At 63.0% G+C, this 18936-nt stretch carries 20 protein-coding genes; 7 read left to right on the plus strand and 13 right to left on the minus strand.

Annotated elements, in window-relative coordinates:
* Positions 1-29 precede the first annotated feature (29 nt).
* Positions 30-704 (plus strand): dihydrodipicolinate reductase C-terminal domain-containing protein, encoded by a 675-nt coding sequence (locus IB243_RS07375; protein WP_192426030.1) that lies wholly within the window; start codon positions 30-32, stop codon positions 702-704.
* Between the two features lie 73 nt (positions 705-777).
* On the opposite strand, the gene leuB is transcribed toward IB243_RS07375, so the two are convergent.
* From leuB to grpE, 9 genes are all read right to left on the minus strand, one after another.
* Positions 778-1851: a 3-isopropylmalate dehydrogenase gene (gene leuB / locus IB243_RS07380; RefSeq protein WP_192426032.1), complete on the minus strand. Its 1074-nt coding sequence runs from the start codon at positions 1849-1851 to the stop codon at positions 778-780.
* Between the two features lie 89 nt (positions 1852-1940).
* Positions 1941-2591, minus strand: a complete 651-nt coding sequence (gene leuD / locus IB243_RS07385) for a 3-isopropylmalate dehydratase small subunit (protein WP_192426034.1) — start codon at positions 2589-2591, stop codon at positions 1941-1943.
* Between the two features lie 8 nt (positions 2592-2599).
* On the minus strand, positions 2600-2725 hold the full coding sequence (locus IB243_RS07390; RefSeq protein ID WP_010463809.1) for an entericidin A/B family lipoprotein: 126 nt from the start codon (positions 2723-2725) through the stop codon (positions 2600-2602).
* A 12-nt stretch (positions 2726-2737) separates the two neighbouring features.
* Complete coding sequence (leuC, locus tag IB243_RS07395; protein ID WP_192426036.1) at positions 2738-4159, minus strand: 3-isopropylmalate dehydratase large subunit; 1422 nt, start codon at positions 4157-4159, stop codon at positions 2738-2740.
* Between the two features lie 21 nt (positions 4160-4180).
* Complete coding sequence (locus IB243_RS07400) at positions 4181-5137, minus strand: LysR family transcriptional regulator (RefSeq protein WP_010463812.1); 957 nt, start codon at positions 5135-5137, stop codon at positions 4181-4183.
* Between the two features lie 136 nt (positions 5138-5273).
* Positions 5274-6641 (minus strand): MBL fold metallo-hydrolase, encoded by a 1368-nt coding sequence (locus tag IB243_RS07405; RefSeq protein WP_225584791.1) that lies wholly within the window; start codon positions 6639-6641, stop codon positions 5274-5276.
* Between the two features lie 152 nt (positions 6642-6793).
* Positions 6794-7939 carry a molecular chaperone DnaJ gene (gene dnaJ / locus IB243_RS07410; protein WP_010463817.1) on the minus strand — a complete coding sequence of 382 codons (1146 nt, stop codon included), beginning with the start codon at positions 7937-7939 and terminating at the stop codon, positions 6794-6796.
* Positions 7940-8025: 86 nt separating this feature from the next.
* Entirely contained in the window at positions 8026-9975 is a 1950-nt protein-coding gene (dnaK, locus tag IB243_RS07415; RefSeq protein ID WP_010463819.1) for a molecular chaperone DnaK, read from the minus strand.
* A gap of 94 nt (positions 9976-10069) precedes the next feature.
* The gene (gene grpE, locus IB243_RS07420; RefSeq protein WP_029414071.1) at positions 10070-10621 is read right to left on the minus strand and encodes a nucleotide exchange factor GrpE; all 552 of its coding nucleotides are present in this window, start codon (positions 10619-10621) and stop codon (positions 10070-10072) included.
* Positions 10622-10926: 305 nt separating this feature from the next.
* Here grpE and rpsF point away from each other — a divergent pair, with 305 nt between their 5' ends.
* The 5 genes from rpsF to dnaB all read left to right on the plus strand — a co-directional run bounded on the left by rpsF (position 10927) and on the right by dnaB (position 13998).
* Positions 10927-11334 (plus strand): 30S ribosomal protein S6, encoded by a 408-nt coding sequence (gene rpsF / locus IB243_RS07425; protein ID WP_029414072.1) that lies wholly within the window; start codon positions 10927-10929, stop codon positions 11332-11334.
* Positions 11335-11348: 14 nt separating this feature from the next.
* Positions 11349-11639, plus strand: a complete 291-nt coding sequence (gene priB, locus IB243_RS07430) for a primosomal replication protein N (RefSeq protein WP_010463825.1) — start codon at positions 11349-11351, stop codon at positions 11637-11639.
* Between the two features lie 17 nt (positions 11640-11656).
* On the plus strand, positions 11657-11938 hold the full coding sequence (rpsR, locus tag IB243_RS07435; RefSeq protein ID WP_005795932.1) for a 30S ribosomal protein S18: 282 nt from the start codon (positions 11657-11659) through the stop codon (positions 11936-11938).
* A gap of 12 nt (positions 11939-11950) precedes the next feature.
* Entirely contained in the window at positions 11951-12403 is a 453-nt protein-coding gene (gene rplI, locus IB243_RS07440; RefSeq protein WP_010463838.1) for a 50S ribosomal protein L9, read from the plus strand.
* 179 nt (positions 12404-12582) lie between these two features.
* Positions 12583-13998, plus strand: coding sequence for a replicative DNA helicase (gene dnaB, locus IB243_RS07445; protein WP_010463840.1), 1416 nt, complete (start codon positions 12583-12585; stop codon positions 13996-13998).
* Positions 13999-14125: 127 nt separating this feature from the next.
* On the opposite strand, the gene IB243_RS07450 is transcribed toward dnaB, so the two are convergent.
* From IB243_RS07450 to IB243_RS07465, 4 genes are all read right to left on the minus strand, one after another.
* Positions 14126-14482 carry a hypothetical protein gene (locus tag IB243_RS07450; protein WP_370540320.1) on the minus strand — a complete coding sequence of 119 codons (357 nt, stop codon included), beginning with the start codon at positions 14480-14482 and terminating at the stop codon, positions 14126-14128.
* Between the two features lie 31 nt (positions 14483-14513).
* A complete protein-coding gene (locus IB243_RS07455) occupies positions 14514-16253 on the minus strand; it encodes a PhoH family protein (protein ID WP_192426040.1) in 1740 nt (579 codons plus the stop codon).
* Positions 16254-16446: 193 nt separating this feature from the next.
* Positions 16447-16932 (minus strand): peroxiredoxin, encoded by a 486-nt coding sequence (locus IB243_RS07460; protein ID WP_010463846.1) that lies wholly within the window; start codon positions 16930-16932, stop codon positions 16447-16449.
* A gap of 225 nt (positions 16933-17157) precedes the next feature.
* Complete coding sequence (locus IB243_RS07465; protein WP_057269942.1) at positions 17158-17529, minus strand: Mth938-like domain-containing protein; 372 nt, start codon at positions 17527-17529, stop codon at positions 17158-17160.
* A 150-nt stretch (positions 17530-17679) separates the two neighbouring features.
* Here IB243_RS07465 and IB243_RS07470 point away from each other — a divergent pair, with 150 nt between their 5' ends.
* A complete protein-coding gene (locus tag IB243_RS07470) occupies positions 17680-18924 on the plus strand; it encodes a pyridoxal phosphate-dependent aminotransferase (protein WP_057226858.1) in 1245 nt (414 codons plus the stop codon).
* The last annotated feature ends 12 nt before the right edge of the window (positions 18925-18936 follow it).

Consider the following 18936-nt stretch of genomic DNA (forward strand, 5'->3'; position numbering starts at 1 on the left):
TTTGTCTGTGATTCATCGAGAGTAGAAAAATGCAAGTCATCGTTGTGGGGTCCGGCAAGCTGGCCAGGGAGCTTCTGGGCGCGCTGCCCTCTGGGGACGCTGGCGAGGTTGTGCCCTGGGCCGCCGAGGGGCTGCCTGCAGAAAAATCGGTGGTGGTGCACGCTGGCTCGGGCCGGGAGCTGCAAGCCGTGAGCGCGTTCTGCGCATCCACGCAATCTCCGCTGGTGGAGCTGTCCACGGGGTCAGCGCTGGAACACACTGCCGTGGGGTTTCCGGTCATCCTGTGTCCGAACACCAACCTCCTCATGCTCAAGTTCATGGCCATGCTGGAGCGCAGCGGGCATCTGTTTCGCGGCTACCGCATAGGGCTTACCGAATCCCATCAGGCCCAGAAGTCCTCCGTGCCGGGCACGGCGGTCAGCATGGCGCAGGCTCTGGGCCTCAGTCCGGCTGAAATCCGGTCCGTGCGCGATCCGGAGGTTCAACGGGGCGAGTTAAAAATCCCCCAAGAGCATCTTGCCCGCCACGCGTACCACCAGGTGCGGATGGAGGATGGCGCTTGCAGCGTGAAGCTGGAAACGCTTGTCTATGGAGATGCGCCGTATGCAGATGGCGTCGCGCACATCGTGGCGGCCGCGCAGGAGCGGCCGCTGGAAAACCGGCGCTATTCCATCATGGAGTTCATCGACAACGCCTGGCTGTAGGCGGTACGCGGGCTCGACAACGAAGAAAGCGCCGGAAGACCGGCGCTTTTTCGTGACCGCCGAGCGGTGCGGTTCAGGCGGCCAGCGCCTTGACCACGGCATCCCCCATCTGCGCTGTGCCCACCTTGGTGGTGCCTTCGCTGTAGATGTCGGGGGTGCGCAGGCCCTGGGCCAGCACCTTTTGCACCGCGGCTTCGATGCGCTGGGCGGCGGCTTCCTGGTTCAGGCTGAAGCGCAGCATCATCGCGGCCGACAGGATGGTGGCCAGCGGATTGGCCACGCCCTTACCGGCGATGTCCGGCGCGCTGCCGTGGCTGGGCTCGTACAGGCCCTGGTTGGTGCTGTTCAGGCTTGCCGAGGGCAGCATGCCGATGGAGCCGGTGAGCATTGAGGCTTCGTCCGACAGGATGTCGCCGAACATGTTGCCGGTGACCACCACGTCGAACGCCTTGGGCGCCTTCACGAGCTGCATGGCGGCGTTGTCCACGTACATGTGCTGCAGCTCGACGTCGGGGTATTCCTTGTGTACGTCGGTGACCACGTCCTTCCAGAATTGGAAGGTTTCGAGCACGTTGGCCTTGTCCACGCTGGTGACCTTCTTGTTGCGCTTGCGCGCAGCCTGGAAGGCGACGTGGGCGATGCGCTCGATCTCGGGGCGGCTGTAGCGCATGGTGTCGAAGGCTTCCTCGGCACCGGGGAAGTGGCCGTCGGTGGCCACACGGCGGCCGCGCGGCTGGCCAAAGTAGATGTCGCCGGTCAGTTCGCGAATGATGAGGATGTCGAGGCCCGCGATCAGCTCGGGCTTGAGGCTCGATGCGCCCACCAGTTGCTCGTAGCAGATGGCGGGGCGGAAGTTGGCGAACAGGCCCAGGTTCTTGCGCAGGCCCAGAATGGCCTGCTCGGGGCGCAGGGGGCGGTCGAGCGTGTCGTATTTCCAGTCGCCCACGGCGCCGAACAGGATGGCGTCAGCCTCCTTGGCGAGCTTGAGCGTGGACTCGGGCAGCGGGTGGCCGTGGGCGTCGTACGCTACGCCGCCCACCAGGGCGGATTCCATCTCGAACGGGAGTTCCAGAGCCTCCAGGACCTTGATGGCTTCAGAGACGATTTCGGTGCCAATGCCGTCACCCGGCAGAACTGCGATTTTCATTGAATTTGCTTTGTTTTTGATAGCTGTTAGCGCTTATAGGTAAAGCGCTAGATGCCAATTTGACTGATACTTTGGATGCCCACGCCGTCTCACGACACCATGGTGTGCGCCAGCCAGGGCTTGGTGGCCAGCCGCTGGGCTTCAAAGGCCTTGATCTTGTCGGACTGGCGCAGGGTCAGGCCGATGTCGTCAAAGCCATTGAGCAGGCAGTATTTGCGGAAGGCCTGCACCTCGAACGGAATCTCTTGGCCCTGCGGACGCACGATGACCTGGCGCTCCAGGTCGATGGTGAGCTGGTAGCCGGGGAAGGCCAGCACTTCGTCAAACAGTTGGGCCACGGTGGCCTCGGGCAGCACGATGGGCAACAGGCCGTTCTTGAAGCAGTTGTTGAAGAAAATGTCGGCAAAGCTCGGCGCGATCACCGCGCGAAAGCCGTACTGGTCCAGCGCCCAGGGCGCGTGTTCGCGGCTGGAGCCACAGCCGAAGTTCTTGCGCGCCAGCAGCACGGAGGCGCCTGCGTAGCGCGGCTGGTTCAGCACAAAGTCGGGGTTGGGCTTGCGGCTGGCGGGGTCTTGGCCGGGTTCGCCGTGGTCCAGGTAACGCCACTCGTCAAACAGGTTCACGCCAAAGCCGGTCTTCTTGATCGACTTGAGGAATTGCTTGGGGATGATCGCGTCGGTATCGACGTTCTCGCGGTCCATCGGGGCCACAAGGCCCACGAGCTTGGTGAATTTCTGCATGACGTTCTTTATTTTGCGGCGCGTTCAAGGGCGCCACCGGCGCGCTGTACGTCCTGGCCCACGCCCTTGACGGTGTTGCAGCCGGCCAGCACGAAGGTGATGGCGAGCACGATGAGGGTTGCGGTCTTTTTCATGACAGGGCTCCTTCAGGAAAATTGACGAATGTCCACAAAGTGGCCGTGCACGGCAGCGGCTGCTGCCATGGCGGGGCTCACCAGATGGGTCCGGCCACCAGCGCCCTGGCGGCCTTCGAAGTTGCGGTTGCTGGTGCTGGCGCAGCGCTCGCCGGGCTCCAGGCGGTCGGCATTCATGGCCAGGCACATGGAGCAGCCGGGTTCGCGCCACTCAAAGCCCGCGGCCACAAAAATCTTGTCCAGTCCTTCGCGCTCGGCCTGTTCCTTGACCAGGCCCGAGCCCGGCACCACCATGGCCAGCTTCACGTTGCTGGCCACCTTGCGGCCCAGGTTCTTCACCACGGCGGCGGCTTCGCGCATGTCTTCGATGCGGCTGTTGGTGCAACTACCGATGAACACCTTGTCGATGGTGATGTCGTTGATGGCCTTGCCGGGCGTGAGGCCCATGTAGGTTAAGGCGCGCTCGATGGCGCCACGCTTGTTTGCGTCCTTTTCCTTGTCCGGGTCGGGCACGCGGGCGTCGATGCCCAGCACCATTTCGGGCGAGGTGCCCCAGGTCACTTGTGGCTGGATGTCGGCTGCGTCGAGCTTGACGACGGTGTCAAACTTCGCATCGGCATCCGAATGCAAGGTCTTCCAGTACGCCACGGCCTGGTCCCATTCCACGCCCGTGGGCGACAGGGGGCGGCCCTTGACGTACTCAATGGTCTTGTCGTCCACCGCCACCAGGCCTGCGCGCGCACCTCCTTCGATGGCCATATTGCACACGGTCATGCGGCCTTCCATGCTCATCGCACGGAAGACGGAGCCCGCAAACTCGATGGTGTAGCCCGTGCCGCCGGCCGTGCCGATCTTGCCGATGATGGCCAGCACCACGTCCTTGGGCGTCACGCCTTTTGCGAGCTGGCCATCTACCTGCACTAGCATGTTCTTGGCCTTCTTGGCCAGCAGGGTCTGCGTGGCCATCACGTGCTCGACCTCGCTGGTGCCGATGCCGTGCGCCAGCGCGCCGAAAGCTCCGTGCGTGCTGGTGTGGCTGTCGCCGCAGACCACCGTCATGCCGGGCAGGGTGGCGCCGTTTTCGGGGCCAATCACATGCACGATGCCCTGGCGTTTGTGCATGAACGGGAAGAATGCCGCAGGCGAGATCTGCGCCATGTTGTCGTTCAGCGTGGTGATCTGTTCCTTGCTGATCGGGTCGGTGATGCCGTCGTAGCCGTTTTCCCAGCCCGTGGTGGGTGTGTTGTGGTCGGCGGTGGCCACGATGGAGCTCATGCGCCAGACCTTGCGGCCCGCCTCGCGCAGCCCTTCAAAGGCCTGGGGGCTGGTCACCTCGTGCACCAGATGGCGGTCGATGTAGAGGATGGATGTGCCGTCCTCTTCGGTGTGGACGACATGCTCGTCCCAGATCTTGTCGTACAGGGTGCGTCCCATGGCGTGGCTTTCTTTCTGCTTTCAGGTGGGTGATTGGATTTTAGTGCCGGGGTCTTGGCGTGGTGAGAGGTGTTCCACCAGCAAACGCGCCGTGACGGGCAGTGCGTCAAAGTCGCGGGCCACCACGCGCAGCTCGCGGTGGGCCCAGGCGTCGGTCAATGGGACGGCTTGCAGGTTGCCCACGCCGCGCATCAGCGCAAACGCCCGGTCGGGCAGCAGGCCCACGCCCAGGCCGTTGTCGATCATGCGGCACATGGCGTCCAGCCCCGTGACCTGAATACGCTGGCGCAGCGGGCGCCCGGCGGCAGCTGCTGCGGCGCGCATGGCCAGGCTGATGCTGCTGTTGGCGTGCAGGCCCACGATGTCCCAGTCCAGAACTTCTTCAAAATTGATAGCTGCCAGCGCAGACAGGTCGTGCGCCAGGGGCACAACGAGCACCAGATTGTCGGCGCGATAAGGGCGGCTTTGCAATTCCAGGGCACCGTTGCCACTGGCCATGCCGATGTTGCAGATGCCCAGGTCTGCAGCGCCCTCCTGCACGGCGTGCAGCACGTCGCTGGAGAGGTGCTCCTGCAGGTCGATCTTGATCTGGCTGTGCTCGCGCGCAAAGGCGCCCAGGTCTTCGGGCAGGAACTGGAAGATGGCCGAGATGTTGGCGTGCATGCGCACATGGCCGCGCACACCGTCGGCGTATTCGCTCAACTCGCCCTGCATGCGTTCGAGGCCAAACAGCACGGTGCGCGCATGGTGCAGCAGGCTCTCGCCTGCGGGTGTGAGCGTGACGCCCCGGCTGTGGCGGTAGAGCAGGGCGGTGTCCACGGCCGTTTCCAGGTCCGACAGGCGCTTGCTCACCGCCGATGCCGCAATGAATTCGCGCTCAGCCGCGCGGCCAATGCTGCCGAGCTCGCACACCGCCACAAACAGTTGCAGCGAGGTCAGGTCGATACGGCGCGCAAAACTGCGCTCGGAGCTTTTCATGGGGTTTTGTCTTCTCGGAATGAGAAGGTTGTCTATTTTCTCTGCATTATGGGTGCTTTGCCATCGCGATACGCGATGGTTGGGGTGCCCGTCTGCGGGTGAGCAGACCCTCTGAAGCCCAGAACGCTACCGTGGCTCAGGCGGTGCAGGTGCTGCCGTGTTCTGGCACAGCGGCACGCCAGCGCAGCTCATGCTCAATGCGCTGGCGCAGCAGATCGGCGGCGCCCATTTCGCCGTGCACCACATACACCTGGTCCGGCGCGTGGCCCATGCTGCGCAGCCAGGCGATGAGCTGGTTGCCATCGGCGTGGGCTGACGCAGAGGACAGCCGTACCACCTCGGCGCGAACGGCCACGTCCTGTCCGTGGATGCGGATGGTCTTCTCACCCTCTGCCAGTCGCGCGCCGCGCGTGCCCGGGGCCTGGTGGCCAGTCAGGATGATCATGTTGCGGTGGTCGCCCGCGTGCAGCGCCAGGTGGTGCAGCACGCGGCCCCCTGTGGCCATGCCACTGGCCGACAGGATGACCATGGGGCCATGCAGCTTGGCCAGCCCCTTGGATTGCTCGGGCGTCTGGACCATGGTGGCGCCATGCTCCAGTGCCTGTACTTCGCGGCCGCTCAGGCGGTGTTCCTGCATATGGTGCTGGAACAGCCCCGTGGTGCTGACCGCCATGGGGCTGTCCAGAAACACCTTGAGGGAAGCGGGCACCACACCCTGCGCCTTGAGCAGGCCAATGGCGTGCAGCACCACCTGGGCACGCCCCACGGCGAACACGGGCACCACCGCTATGCCCCCGCGTGCGGCCAGGCGCTGCAGGGCGGGACCCAGTTCGTCGAGCAGGCCTTCGGGAGGGTGTTCGCGGTCGCCGTAGGTGGACTCGATGAGCACCGTGTCAGCCTGGGGCGGCGCGTCGGGCGGGTTCATGAGCAGGTCATCGGGCCGCCCCAGGTCGCCGGAGAACAGGATGCGCCGCCCTCCGACTTCCAGCAGCACACTGGCCGCGCCGAGGATGTGGCCAGCGGGCGAGAAAGTCATGCGCCAGCCGGGCAGGGGCTCGAACGCTTTGTGGAACGCATGGATCTGGAACTGTTGGAGGCAGTGCAGTGCATCGAGCCGCGTGTACAGCGGCAGGGCGGGGCTGTGGCTGCTGAGCTGGTGCCGGTTGAGAAAGGCCGCGTCTTCCTCCTGCAGGTGCCCACTGTCGGGCAGCAGGATGGTGCACAGGTCGCGCGTGCCCGGCGTGCAGTGGATGGCGTGGGTGTAGCCATCGCGCGCCAGCAGGGGCAGGTAGCCGCTGTGGTCCAGGTGCGCATGGGTCAGCACCACCGCGTCGATCTGGCGGGGCGTGACGGGCAAGGGCTGCCAGTTGCGCAGGCGCAGCTGCTTGTAGCCCTGGAACAGGCCGCAGTCGATCAGCAGGCTTTTGCCGTTGTGCCGAACCAGGTATTTGGAGCCTGTGACGGTCCCGGAGCCACCCAGAAAGGTGATGTTGACATTGTTCATGGACCGCAGCTCCCGCTTCATCGCCGATGGATTTTCATCGTACTGCGCAGGCTGCGCCAGCGGGGGTTGACTGCGATTTTCTTGCCTTGCATCAAGAAAAAACCGCCCGGGCCGAAAGGCCGCAGGCGGTTTTTTGGGGGGCAGGCTGGTGATCAGCTGAAGAAGTTCTTCAAGCGGTCCGTCCAGCTTTCGCCGCTGGGCGAATGGCGGCCGCCACCCTTCTTGAGCGAATCCTCCAGCTCGCGCAGCAGCTTGCGCTGGTGCTCGGTGAGCTTCACGGGGGTCTCTACGGCGATGTGGCAGTACAGGTCGCCCGGGTAGCTGGCGCGCACACCCTTGATGCCCTTGCCGCGCAGGCGGAACTGCTTGCCGGCCTGGGTGCCTTCCGGAATGTCGATGGCCGCCTTGCCCGCCAAGGTGGGCACCTCGATCTCGCCGCCCAAAGCCGCCGTGATGAAACTCACGGGTACCTGGCAGTGCAGGTCGTCGCCGTCGCGCTCGAAGATGTCGTGTTTCTTCAGGCGGATTTCGATGTACAGGTCGCCGGGCGGGCCACCGTTGGTGCCAGGTTCGCCGTTGCCGGTGCTGCGAATGCGCATGCCGTCGTCGATGCCCGCAGGGATCTTCACTTCCAGCGTCTTTTGCTTCTTGAGCTTGCCCTGGCCATGGCAGCTGGTGCAGGGCTCGGGAATGATCTTGCCCGTGCCACGGCAGTGCGGGCAGGTCTGCTGCACGCTGAAGAAGCCCTGGCGCATCTGCACCGTGCCCGCGCCCTGGCAGGTGCCGCAGGTCTTGGCGCTGGTGCCGGGCTTGGCGCCGCTGCCGTGGCAGGTGTCGCAGCTCTCCCACGACGGGATGCGAATCTGCGCATCCTTGCCGCGTGCGGCCTCTTCCAGGGTGATCTCCATGGCGTAGCTCAGGTCGCTGCCGCGGTAGACCTGGCGGCCACCCGCGCCCCGCCCACGCCCGCCCTGCTGGCCGAACATGTCGCCGAAGATGTCGCCAAAAGCCTCGGCAAAACCGCCAAAGCCCTCTGCACCCGGGCCTCCCGGGCCGCGCATGTTGGGGTCGACCCCGGCGTGGCCGTACTGGTCGTAGGCCGCACGCTTTTGTGGGTCGGAGAGCATCTCGTAGGCCTCCTTGGCCTCCTTGAATTTCTCTTCGGCAGGCTTGGCCGCATCCCCCTGATTGCGGTCAGGGTGGTGCTTCATCGCCAGCTTGCGATAGGCCTTCTTGATTTCTTCGTCCGAGGCGTTCTTGGGAACACCCAGGATTTCGTAAAAGTCTCTTTTGGACATGGTCTTTCTGAGCCCGGTTGGAACAGGAACGCCGCGCAAGCACCGTCAACGGCACCGCGCGGCGGCTGGGGTCAACGGGAGCGTGCTCAGCCCTTCTTGACTTCCTTGACTTCGGCATCGACGACGTTGTCATCGTCTGCAGGCTTGGCCGAAGATGCGGAGGCCGAAGCACCGGCATCAGCACCACCGGCAGCCTGAGCGGCTTGCGCCGCTTGGGAGTCGGCGTACATCTTTTCGCCCAGCTTCTGGCTGGCGGCCATCAGCGCGGTCGTCTTCTCGTCGATCGCGGCCTTGTCTTCGCCCTTCAGGACTTCTTCCAGGGCCTTCACGGCTGCGGTGATCGCATCCTTCTCGCCGGCATCCAGCTTGTCGCCGTGTTCGGCCAGGCTCTTGTTCACGCTGTGCACGGCGGCTTCGCCCTGGTTGCGGGCTTGCACCAGCTCCAGCTTCTTCTTGTCGTCGGCAGCGTTCAGCTCGGCATCTTTCACCATTTGCTGAATTTCTTCTTCCGACAGGCCGGAGTTGGCCTTGATGGTGATCTTGTTTTCCTTGCCCGTGCCCTTGTCCTTGGCGCCCACGTGCAAGATGCCGTTGGCGTCGATGTCGAACGACACTTCGATCTGTGGAACACCACGTGCTGCCGGTGGAATGCCTTCGAGGTTGAACTCGCCCAGCAGCTTGTTGCCCGCCGCCATTTCACGCTCACCCTGGTAGACCTTGATGGTCACGGCAGGCTGGTTGTCGTCGGCCGTCGAGTAGGTCTGCGCGAACTTGGTTGGGATGGTGGTGTTCTTCTGGATCATCTTGGTCATCACGCCACCCAGGGTTTCGATACCCAGAGACAGCGGTGTCACGTCCAGCAGCAGCACGTCCTTGCGGTCGCCCGACAGCACCTGGCCTTGAATGGCAGCGCCCACGGCCACGGCTTCATCGGGGTTCACGTCCTTGCGGGGGTCTTTGCCAAAGAACTCCTTGACCTTCTCTTGCACCTTGGGCATGCGCGTCATGCCGCCGACCAGGATCACGTCATGGATGTCGGACACCGACACGCCTGCGTCCTTGATGGCCATGCGGCAAGGAGCGATGGTGCGCTCGATCAGCTCTTCCACCAATTGCTCCAGCTTGGCGCGGGTCAGCTTGATGTTCAGATGCTTGGGGCCCGAGGCATCGGCGGTCACGTAAGGCAGGTTGATGTCGGTCGAGGCCGAGTTCGACAGCTCGATCTTGGCTTTCTCGGCGGCTTCCTTCAGGCGCTGCAGGGCCAGAACGTCGTTCTTGAGGTTGACGCCCGATTCCTTTTTGAACTCTTCGATGATGAAGTCGATGATGCGCTGGTCGAAGTCTTCGCCGCCCAGGAAGGTGTCGCCATTGGTCGACAGCACTTCGAACTGCTTTTCGCCGTCCACGTCCGCGATTTCGATGATGGACACGTCGAACGTGCCGCCACCCAGGTCATACACGGCGATCTTGCGGTCGCCCTTTTCCTGCTTGTCCAGGCCGAAGGCCAGGGCAGCCGCAGTGGGCTCATTGATGATGCGCTTGACGTCCAGGCCTGCAATGCGGCCGGCGTCCTTGGTGGCCTGGCGCTGGGCGTCGTTGAAGTACGCGGGCACCGTGATGACGGCTTCCGTCACGGGCTCGCCCAGGTAGTCCTCGGCCGTCTTCTTCATCTTGCGCAGGATGTCGGCAGACACCTGCTGTGCCGAAAGCTTGTTGCCGCGCACTTCGATCCAGGCGTCGCCGTTGTCGGCGGCCACGATCTTGTAGGGCATCAGGTCGATGTCCTTTTGCACTTCTTTTTCGGTGAACTTGCGGCCGATCAGGCGCTTGACGGCGTACAGCGTGTTCTTGGGGTTGGTCACGGCCTGGCGCTTGGCCGAGGCGCCGACGAGGATCTCGCCGTCTTCCTGGTAGGCCACGATGGAAGGCGTGGTGCGCGCGCCTTCGCTGTTCTCGATCACGCGCGTCGTGTTGCCTTCCATGATTGAGACGCAGCTGTTGGTCGTGCCCAGGTCAATGCCGATGATTCTTCCCATGATTTTTCTCCGGATGCTTGAATGGTTTGGATGGCTAGTAACTTGTGGATAACTTGTGGCGGTTCAAGTCATCCGTGCTGATTTATTTGAAGATTTACTTCGGGGCTGTCACGGTGACAAGTGCCGGGCGCAGCACGCGGTCAGCGATCACATAGCCCTTTTGCAGCACGGCCACCACGGTGTTGGCTTCCTGGTCGGCAGGCACCACGCTGATGGCCTGGTGCTGGTGGGGGTCGAACTTGGCGCCCGCCTCGGGGTTGATGGCCAGCACCTTGTTGCGCTCCAGTGCCGAAGTCAGTTGGCGCAGGGTGGCGTCGGCGCCTTCGCGCAACTGCTGGGGCGTGGCTTCCTTGATGGCCAGGGCGGCATCCAGGCTGTCGGCCACGGGCAGCAGGCTCTCGGCAAAACTCTCGATGCCGAACTTGCGGGCCTTGGAGACTTCGTCTTCGGCCCGGCGCCGGGCATTCTCGGTCTCGGCCTTGGCGCGCAGGAACTGGTCGGCCAGATCGGCGCTTTTGGCCTTGAGCTCGGCCAGCTCGCCCTGCAGGCGTGCCAGCTCGTCCGAGGCGTGGGCTGCCATGGCGGCTTCGACTTCTTCGGGGGCGGGAGCATTCTGGGGGGCTGTGGTTTGGCTGTTATCTGACATGTCTTGGTCTGGAGGTAAATGAACAGTACGCGCGAGAGTTGGGGCCGTGCCACCACAAATCAAGGTCTGCGCCAGGGGTATGTCCTTTCGGCCCCCGCGTACAGCGCGCTTTGTTGTATGGCATGTCGGCCCAGCCCCTGGTTTTGCAAGAGGCCAGGCGTTTGTCAGGCGCCTATTTGTATGTCCTGGCGGTGAGTTGGGCGGACCTGAGTGTACAAGCGGCAGAGGTCGGGCTATAATCGCAGGCTTTCCCTTGCCACACCACTTCAAGACGCAGTGGGTGGTCTTACCCAAAAGGAGTATGCATGCGTCATTACGAAATCATTTTGTTGATCCATCCGGATCAAAGCGAACAAGTTCCAGCCATGCTGGAGCGCTACAAGGGCATGATCACCGCTGGCGGTGGCAAGGTGCACCGTGTGGAAGACTGGGGCCGCCGTCAACTGGCGTACCTGATCAACAAGCTGGCCAAGGCCCACTATCTGTGCGTGAACATCGAAGCCGACCAGGCCGTGATGGCTGAACTGGAGCATGCCTTCAAGTTCAACGACGCCGTGTTGCGCCACCTGACGGTTCAAAAGAAGAAGGCCGATGCAGGTCCTTCTTCGATGATGAAGACCGTCGAGCGTGAAGAAGCCCGCAAGGCCAGCCAAGCTGAATACGCAGCTGCTGGCGGTGAGCGTGGCGAGCGCCCAGATCGCGCCGAGCGCTGATCCAGCCCGTTGGAGTGGAGAACCGCGTAGTCTTGACCGCTTGTATCGCAGAGGCTGAACCCCTGCGTTACACACCCGCCGGACTGCCTGCCCTTACGCTGCGACTCGAACACGAGTCCTGGCAAACCGAGGCAGGCCACCCCCGCGAAGTCAAGGCCGCCATGAAAGCCGTTGCCTTTGGTGCGATGGCTGAGCGTCTGGCAAGGCAGAACATCGGAAGTCTCTGGACTTTCAGTGGATTTCTAGCCACCCCACGCAATGGCAAGACCGCAGTGCTGCACATCCAGGATATTCAACAAAATTAATTTGCAAGGGGTCCGCAATGGCCACGTTCAAGAAGTTCAACAAAGACAAGCGCCCAAAGCGCAACACCCAGTCCCTGCTGTTCAAGCGCAAGCGCTTTTGCCGCTTCACGGTGACCGGTGTTGAAGAAATCGACTACAAGGATGTCGACACGCTGCGCGATTTCATCGCCGAAAACGGCAAGATCATCCCCGCACGCCTGACCGGCACACGCGCCATCTTCCAGCGTCAGCTGAACACCGCCATCAAGCGCGCTCGCTTCCTGGCCCTGGTGCCTTACAGCGACCAGCACAAGATCTAAGGAGCACAACCCATGCAAATCATCCTGCTCGACAAGGTTGTGAACCTCGGCAACCTCGGTGAAATCGTCAAGGTCAAAGACGGCTACGCCCGCAACTTCCTGATCCCCGCTGGCCGCGCCCGTCGCGCCACGGAAGCTGCCAAGGCAGAGTTCGAAGCCAAGCGTGCTGAACTCGAAAAGGCCGCAGCTGCCAAGCTGGCAGAAGCCCAAGCCCAAGGTGAAAAGCTGGCAGGCACCACCGTCAAGCTGACACAAAAGGCTGGCGTGGATGGCCGTCTGTTTGGTTCCGTGACCAACCACGACATCGCTGAAGAACTGAACAAGCAGGGCTACAAGGTTGCCAAGGCCCAGATCCGCCTGCCCAACGGCCCGATCAAGGTTGTGAGCGAAAGCACCGTGAACGTTGCTCTGCACACCGATGTGGTGGTGGAAGTGACCGTGTCGGTCTACGGCGAAACCGCCTGATACACCCCGGTGTTTCATCAGAAGCCGCCCTCGGGCGGCTTTTGTCTTTTGGTTCGCGCCATTTGTACATGATTGCCCACCGGTAATCCACGGATTACCCACAGGCTTGTCCCCCGGCCGTTGCTCTGATGTGGCAAGTGCCGGGAACGTATTTCGTCAGGCCCTGTCCGGAGAAACCCATGTCTGCTGTCTTTCCCCCGTTGGATGACCAAGGCTTCGCGCCCCCTCCCGACCGCGAAATCGCCCAGTTGCGCGTGCCGCCGCACTCCATCGAGGCGGAGTCCAGTGTGCTGGGAGGGCTGCTGCTGGACAACAACGCCTGGGACCGCGTGGGTGACCTGCTGGTGGAGAGCCACTTCTACAGGCATGAGCATCAGATGGTCTATTCGGCCATCGGTGCGCTGATCAATGCCAGCAAGCCGGCCGACGTCATCACGGTGTTCGAGCACCTGCAGAACCAGGGCAAGGCGCAGGAAATGGGGGGGCTGGCCTACCTGAACAACCTGGCGCAGTACGTACCGAGCGCGAGCAACATCCGCCGCTACGCGGAAATCGTTCGCGAGCGTGCCATCCTGCGCAAGCTGGTCACGGCCAGTGACGAAATCTCCACCAATGCGTTCAACCCGCAGGGCAAGACGGTCGAGCGCATCCTGGACGAGGCCGAGGCCAAGATCTTCGCCATCGGCGAAGAGGGCTCGCGCACCAAACAGGGCTTTCAGTCGCTCGACACCCTGGTGATCGACCTGCTCGACCGGGTGCAGGAGATGGCGGACAACCCGGTGGACGTGACTGGCGTGCCCACCGGCTTTGCCGACCTGGACCGCATGACGTCCGGCCTGCAGGCGGGTGACATGGTGGTGCTGGCAGCCCGCCCATCCATGGGCAAGACCTCGTTCGCGGTGAACATCGCCGAACACGTGGCGCTCAATGAAGGCCTGCCGGTCGCTATCTTCTCGATGGAAATGGGCGCCGCCCAGTTGGCCGTGCGTATCGTCGGCTCCATCGGCCGTGTGAACCAGGGCAACCTTCGCACCGGCAAGCTCACGGACGACGAGTGGCCGCGCCTGACGGAAGCGATTGAAAAGCTGCGCACGGTCTCGCTCCACATCGACGAGACGCCTGGCCTGACGCCGGGTGAGCTGCGTGCCAATGCCCGCCGTCTGGCGCGCCAGTGCGGCAAGCTGGGCCTGATCGTGGTGGACTATTTGCAACTCATGAGCGGCTCGGGTTCCTCCAGTTCGGACAACCGCGCCACCGAGCTGGGCGAGATCTCCCGGGGTTTGAAGATGCTGGCCAAAGAGCTGCAGTGCCCGGTGATCGCACTGTCGCAGCTCAACCGCTCGGTGGAGCAGCGCACCGACAAGCGTCCCATGATGTCCGACCTGCGCGAATCGGGCGCCATTGAGCAGGATGCCGACATCATCATGTTCATCTACCGCGACGACTACTACAACAAGGACTCGAAGGAGCCCAACGTCGCGGAGGTCATCATCGGCAAGCAGCGGAACGGGCCCACTGGCACCGTGAAGCTGTTCTTCCAGAAGAACCAGACGCGTTTCGAGAACCTGGCGATGGGCTCGGGCGACGATTTCTAATGAAAATAGCTGCTGGCGCTTATCCTATAAGCGCCAGCAGCTATTGAATTTATAGCATTTTCGCAGTGCCCGGGTGAAGGTGCCGTGCAACGCCTGTGTATTCGCCTTTGTTGTGTGCTGGTGGCCCTTACTGTCGCAGCGCCCACACCATCAAACCTATACAGCCCGCCGCCAGAACACCCACGGCCACCATGAGCTGTCGATGGCGCTGGCGCAGCACTTCCACGGCCTGCACCACCTGGGCGTTCTGTTCGGCCAGGGACTGGATCAGCGCCGCGGACTCCTGCTGTTCCTGCTCCAGCCGCGCGACACGGTCGCGCAGATGCTGCAGCTGCAGGGCGACCGGAATGGCGGGCTCGCTGCCAGCACCTTCGAGTGTATCTGCAGCCGCCTCGGCATTTCCTTTTTGGGTGGTGCCCAGCAGCTTTCTGGCCGCTTGGAGGATCTGGGGCGTCGCCTCGATGACGTCGCCCCAGGGCACCATTTTCAGTGCTGCAACCCAGCCCACCGCCAACTCAAAGCACCTCGCTGGCGAAATCTGCCAGGCGTGAGCGTTCACCCCGCGCCAGCGTGATGTGCCCACTGTGCGGCCAGCCCTTGAAGCGGTCCACTGCAAAGGTCAGACCCGACGAGCCTTCGGTCAAGTAGGGGGTGTCGATCTGTGCCAGGTTGCCCATGCAGATGATCTTGGTGCCGGGGCCGGCCCGCGTGATCAGCGTCTTCATCTGCTTGGGCGTCAGGTTTTGTGCCTCGTCGATGATCACGTACTTGTTCAGGAAGGTACGCCCGCGCATGAAGTTCATGCTCTTGATCTTGATGCGGCTGCGGATGAGTTCGTTGGTGGCAGCCCGGCCCCATTCGCCCGCATTGCCGCCATCGCCCTTGGCAAGGAACTCCAGGTTGTCGTCCAGCGCGCCCATCCAGGGGCCCATCTTTTCTTCCTCGGTGCCGGGCAGGAAACCGATGTCCTCGCCCACGCTCACCGTGGCACGGGTCATGATGATCTCGGTGTAGCGGCGGTCGTCCAGCACCTGGGTCAGGCCTGCGGCCAGGGCCAACAGGGTCTTGCCGGTGCCGGCCGTGCCAGTCAGCGTCACGAAGTCGATCTCGGGGTCCATGAGCAGGTTCATGGCGTAGTTCTGCTCGCGGTTGCGCGTGGTCACGCCCCACACGGCGTTCTTGGCCGAGCCGTAGTCCTTGAGCGTCTGCAGCACCGCTGTCTTCTCGCGGATTTCGCTCACGCGCGCAAACAGGCTGGGCTCGCCGGGGGCTTCGAAGTACACGAACTGGTTGATCATCAGTTGCGGCACGATGGGCCCGCCGATGCGGTAGTACGTGTGGGCGCCGCTTTGCCAGCTCTCCACATTCTTGCCGCTCTTGGCCCAGAAGTCGGGCGGCAGGGCGAGCACACCGGCATAGAGCAGGTCGCCGTCTTCCAGTGTCTTGTCGTTCTGGTAGTCCTCGGCGTTCAGGCCCAGGGCACGCGCCTTGACGCGCATGTTGATGTCCTTGGACACCAGCACCACTTCGCGCGGCGCGTGTAGCTTGCGCAATGCCTCCACCACGCCCAGGATCTGGTTGTCGGCCTTGCCCGGTGGCAGGCTGGTGGGCAGGCTGTAGTCCAGCGGCGCGGTCTGGAAGAACAGGTGGCCGCCAGCGGCGCGCTGGCCTGTGGAATCGAGCTTGAGGCCGTGGGCGATGTCGGCGCCGTGCACGCCAGCCAGGGCGTCCAGGGTGCGGCTGGTCTGGCGGCCGTTGCGGGCGACCTCGGTCATGCCCTTCTTGTGTCCATCCAGTTCCTCCAACACGATCATCGGCAGGAAGATGTCGTGTTCTTCAAAGCGGAACAGGCTGGTGGGGTCGTGCAACAGCACGTTGGTGTCCAGCACAAAAAGCTTGGTCGGACCTTGCGGGGCGGACTTTCTTCCACGTGTGGTGGAGGGTGCGGCAGCGTTTGCCATCGTGGGTGCGGCACCGGTGGTGCGCGCCTTGCGTGTGGTGGTCGGACGGGTTGCGGGCTCCGGCGCGCGGGCGCGGGTCTCGACCTGGACGAGCGGTGCAGTGGCCGGTGTGGCGGTCGCTGATGCCACGCTGTCGGCCTTGCGTCCCGGGCGGGCTGCGGGTGTTGCGCGCGCGGCGGGCGCCACCACGGGCTCGTTGGCAGAGGTCTGTGACACCCGAGGGCGGGCCGTGACTTCAAAGGCTTCTGGCGCGAGGAGTGCAGCGCGCCGGCTGGGGGCGGGGGGCAGGGGCATGGTGGCAGGGCCTCGGTCGGTAAAAGAAATGAAATAGGGGGTCAGAAAGCAAAAAGCCGCCTGGAGGCCAAGGCGGCTTTTTGGGGAGGGACAAACGTCGCGGTAACCAGGGGCATAAATCCATTATGCCTACTCCCGATGTCTTGCCTGGGCAAAACAAGTGGGGTGTCGCGTCAATGCCCCAATGTGCAGATCAGGCGGCCTTTTTCAGGGCCTTGATGGATTTGACGGCTTTCAGGACTTCATCCACATGGCCGGGGACCTTGAGGCCACGCCACTCCTGGACCAGAAGGCCATCGGGGCCGATCAGGAAGGTGCTGCGCTCGATGCCCTTGACCTTTTTGCCGTACATGATCTTGTTCTTGACCACGCCGAACATGTGGCACATTTTCTCTTCGGTGTCCGCGATGAGTTCAAAGGGCAGCTCCAGCTTCTCCTTGAAATCGTCGTGCGACTTCATGTTGTCGCGGGACACGCCGAACACGGCGGCGCCCGCCTTCACAAAGTCCTTGTACTTGTCGCGAAACTGCATGGCCTCCGTGGTGCAGCCAGGCGTGTTGTCCTTGGGATAGAAGTAGAGAACCAGAATTTGGCCAAGGTGGGAGGTATTGGAGACCTTGAGTCCACCGGTAGCGTTGGCTTCAAATTCAGGGAGGGGTTTGTTGACAACGATCGCCATATCACTTCAATCTCTCAGGATGTAGTCGTTGATAAGCCGGGGGAGCTAGTGTGTTATTGCTCTTGGTGGTGCCCCCGACCGCAACCGGTGATTTTACCCCGAAATCGCCCCTCGGCCAAATGTAAGACAGTGTGTCCGGCCCGGAGCGCCGGGCATCTAGGCAAAGCGCTGCATAGGTGTCGGCGCCGAAGCTGGGGCCTGAATGGCAGGCTGCAGACCTGCCATTCAGGTTTCCAGGATCAATGCCGCCACCACGTTTCGCCCTTCGCTGGCCAGAATGTTGTAGGTGCGGCAGGCGGCCGGGGTATCCATGGTCTCCAGCCCCAGTCGGCGGGCGATGAGTGGGGCCAGCCAAGCCGGCGGCGGAAACCGGTTGCGTGTGCCACTGCCAAAAATGATCAGCTCTGTCTCCAGGGCGGCCAATTGCGCGAAGTGTTCGGGGGTCAGGTCTTCAAAACGTGTGCAGGGCCAGGCTTCGCGCAGGCCATTCGAGCCGATGATGACGCTGTGCGTGATCCTCTCGGCATCCACGCCGATCCAGCCTGGGCCGTAACCGCTGATGGTTTGTGCGTTCGAGCGGTCGGGCTGGAATTTCATGGATGTTGGCGTGGGTTGCAGGCGGTGGCACTGCGGGTGGGCCGGGGCGCAGGGCCCGGGGGCGCTTGTGATCTGTGGTCAAATTATAGGTTTCGCCAAGGTGCCAGCCGCTCTGGCCGCCACCTGACCCCACTGCACCACCGTCAGCGCATGAAAACCGTCCAAAAATCCGCCAAGCTCGCCAACGTCTGCTATGACATCCGAGGGCCCATCATGGACGCGGCCAAGCAGATGGAGGAGGACGGCCACAAGATCATCAAGCTCAACATCGGCAACTTGGCTGTGTTCGGGTTTGATGCGCCCGAGGAGATCCAGCTCGACATGATCCGCAACCTGCCCAATTCGGCGGGATATTCGGACAGCAAGGGCATCTTTGCAGCGCGCAAGGCGGTGATGCACGAGACGCAGAAGCAGGGCATCAAGGGCGTGATGCTGGACGACATTTACCTGGGCAATGGCGCCAGCGAGTTGATCGTGATGGCGACCAATGCGCTGCTCGACAATGGCGACGAGCTGCTGCTGCCCTCGCCCGACTATCCGTTGTGGACAGCGGCGGCCAGCCTGTCGGGCGGCACGCCGGTGCATTACCTGTGCGAAGAAGCCAACGGCTGGATGCCCGACCTGGCCGACATCCGCTCCAAGATCACGTCCCGCACCAAGGGCATTGTGGTCATCAATCCGAACAACCCCACGGGCGCGCTGTATTCGGACGCGCTGCTCAAGGGCATCGTTGCTATTGCGCGCGAGCATGGTCTGGTCATCTTTGCGGACGAGGTGTATGACAAGGTGCTGTACGACGGCGCCAAGCACACGGCCATCGGCTCGCTGAGCGAGGATGTGCTCACACTCACCTTCAATTCACTGTCCAAGAGCTACCGCTCCTGCGGCTATCGTGCCGGCTGGCTGGTGGTATCTGGCGACAAGAAGCCCGCCAAGGACTACATCGAGGGGCTGAACATGCTCTCGAACATGCGCCTGTGCGCCAACGTGCCCGGCCAGTGGGCGGTGCAGACCGCGCTGGGCGGTTACCAGAGCATCAACGAGTTGGTGGGCGAGGGTGGACGCCTGCGCAAGCAGCGCGATCTGGCCTACGAACTCATCACTGCCATCCCGGGCGTGACCTGCGTCAAGCCGCAGGCGGCTCTCTATATGTTCCCGCGCCTGGACCCTGCCGTGTACCCCATTGAGGACGACCAGCAGTTCTTCCTGGAGCTGCTGCAGGAAACCAAGGTCATGCTGGTGCAGGGCACGGGCTTCAACTGGGCCGCGCCCGACCATTTCCGTATCGTGTTTCTGCCCCATGAGGATGACCTGCGTGACGCCATCGGCCGCGTGGCACGCTTCCTTGAGCAGTACCGCAAGCGCAAGCAGGCAGTGGCTGTTGCTGCTGCCTGAGGTGGCGTGGCG

This window comes from Acidovorax sp. ACV01 (assembly GCF_014851495.1).
In the GTDB taxonomy this organism is placed as follows: Bacteria; Pseudomonadota; Gammaproteobacteria; order Burkholderiales; family Burkholderiaceae_C; genus Acidovorax; species Acidovorax radicis.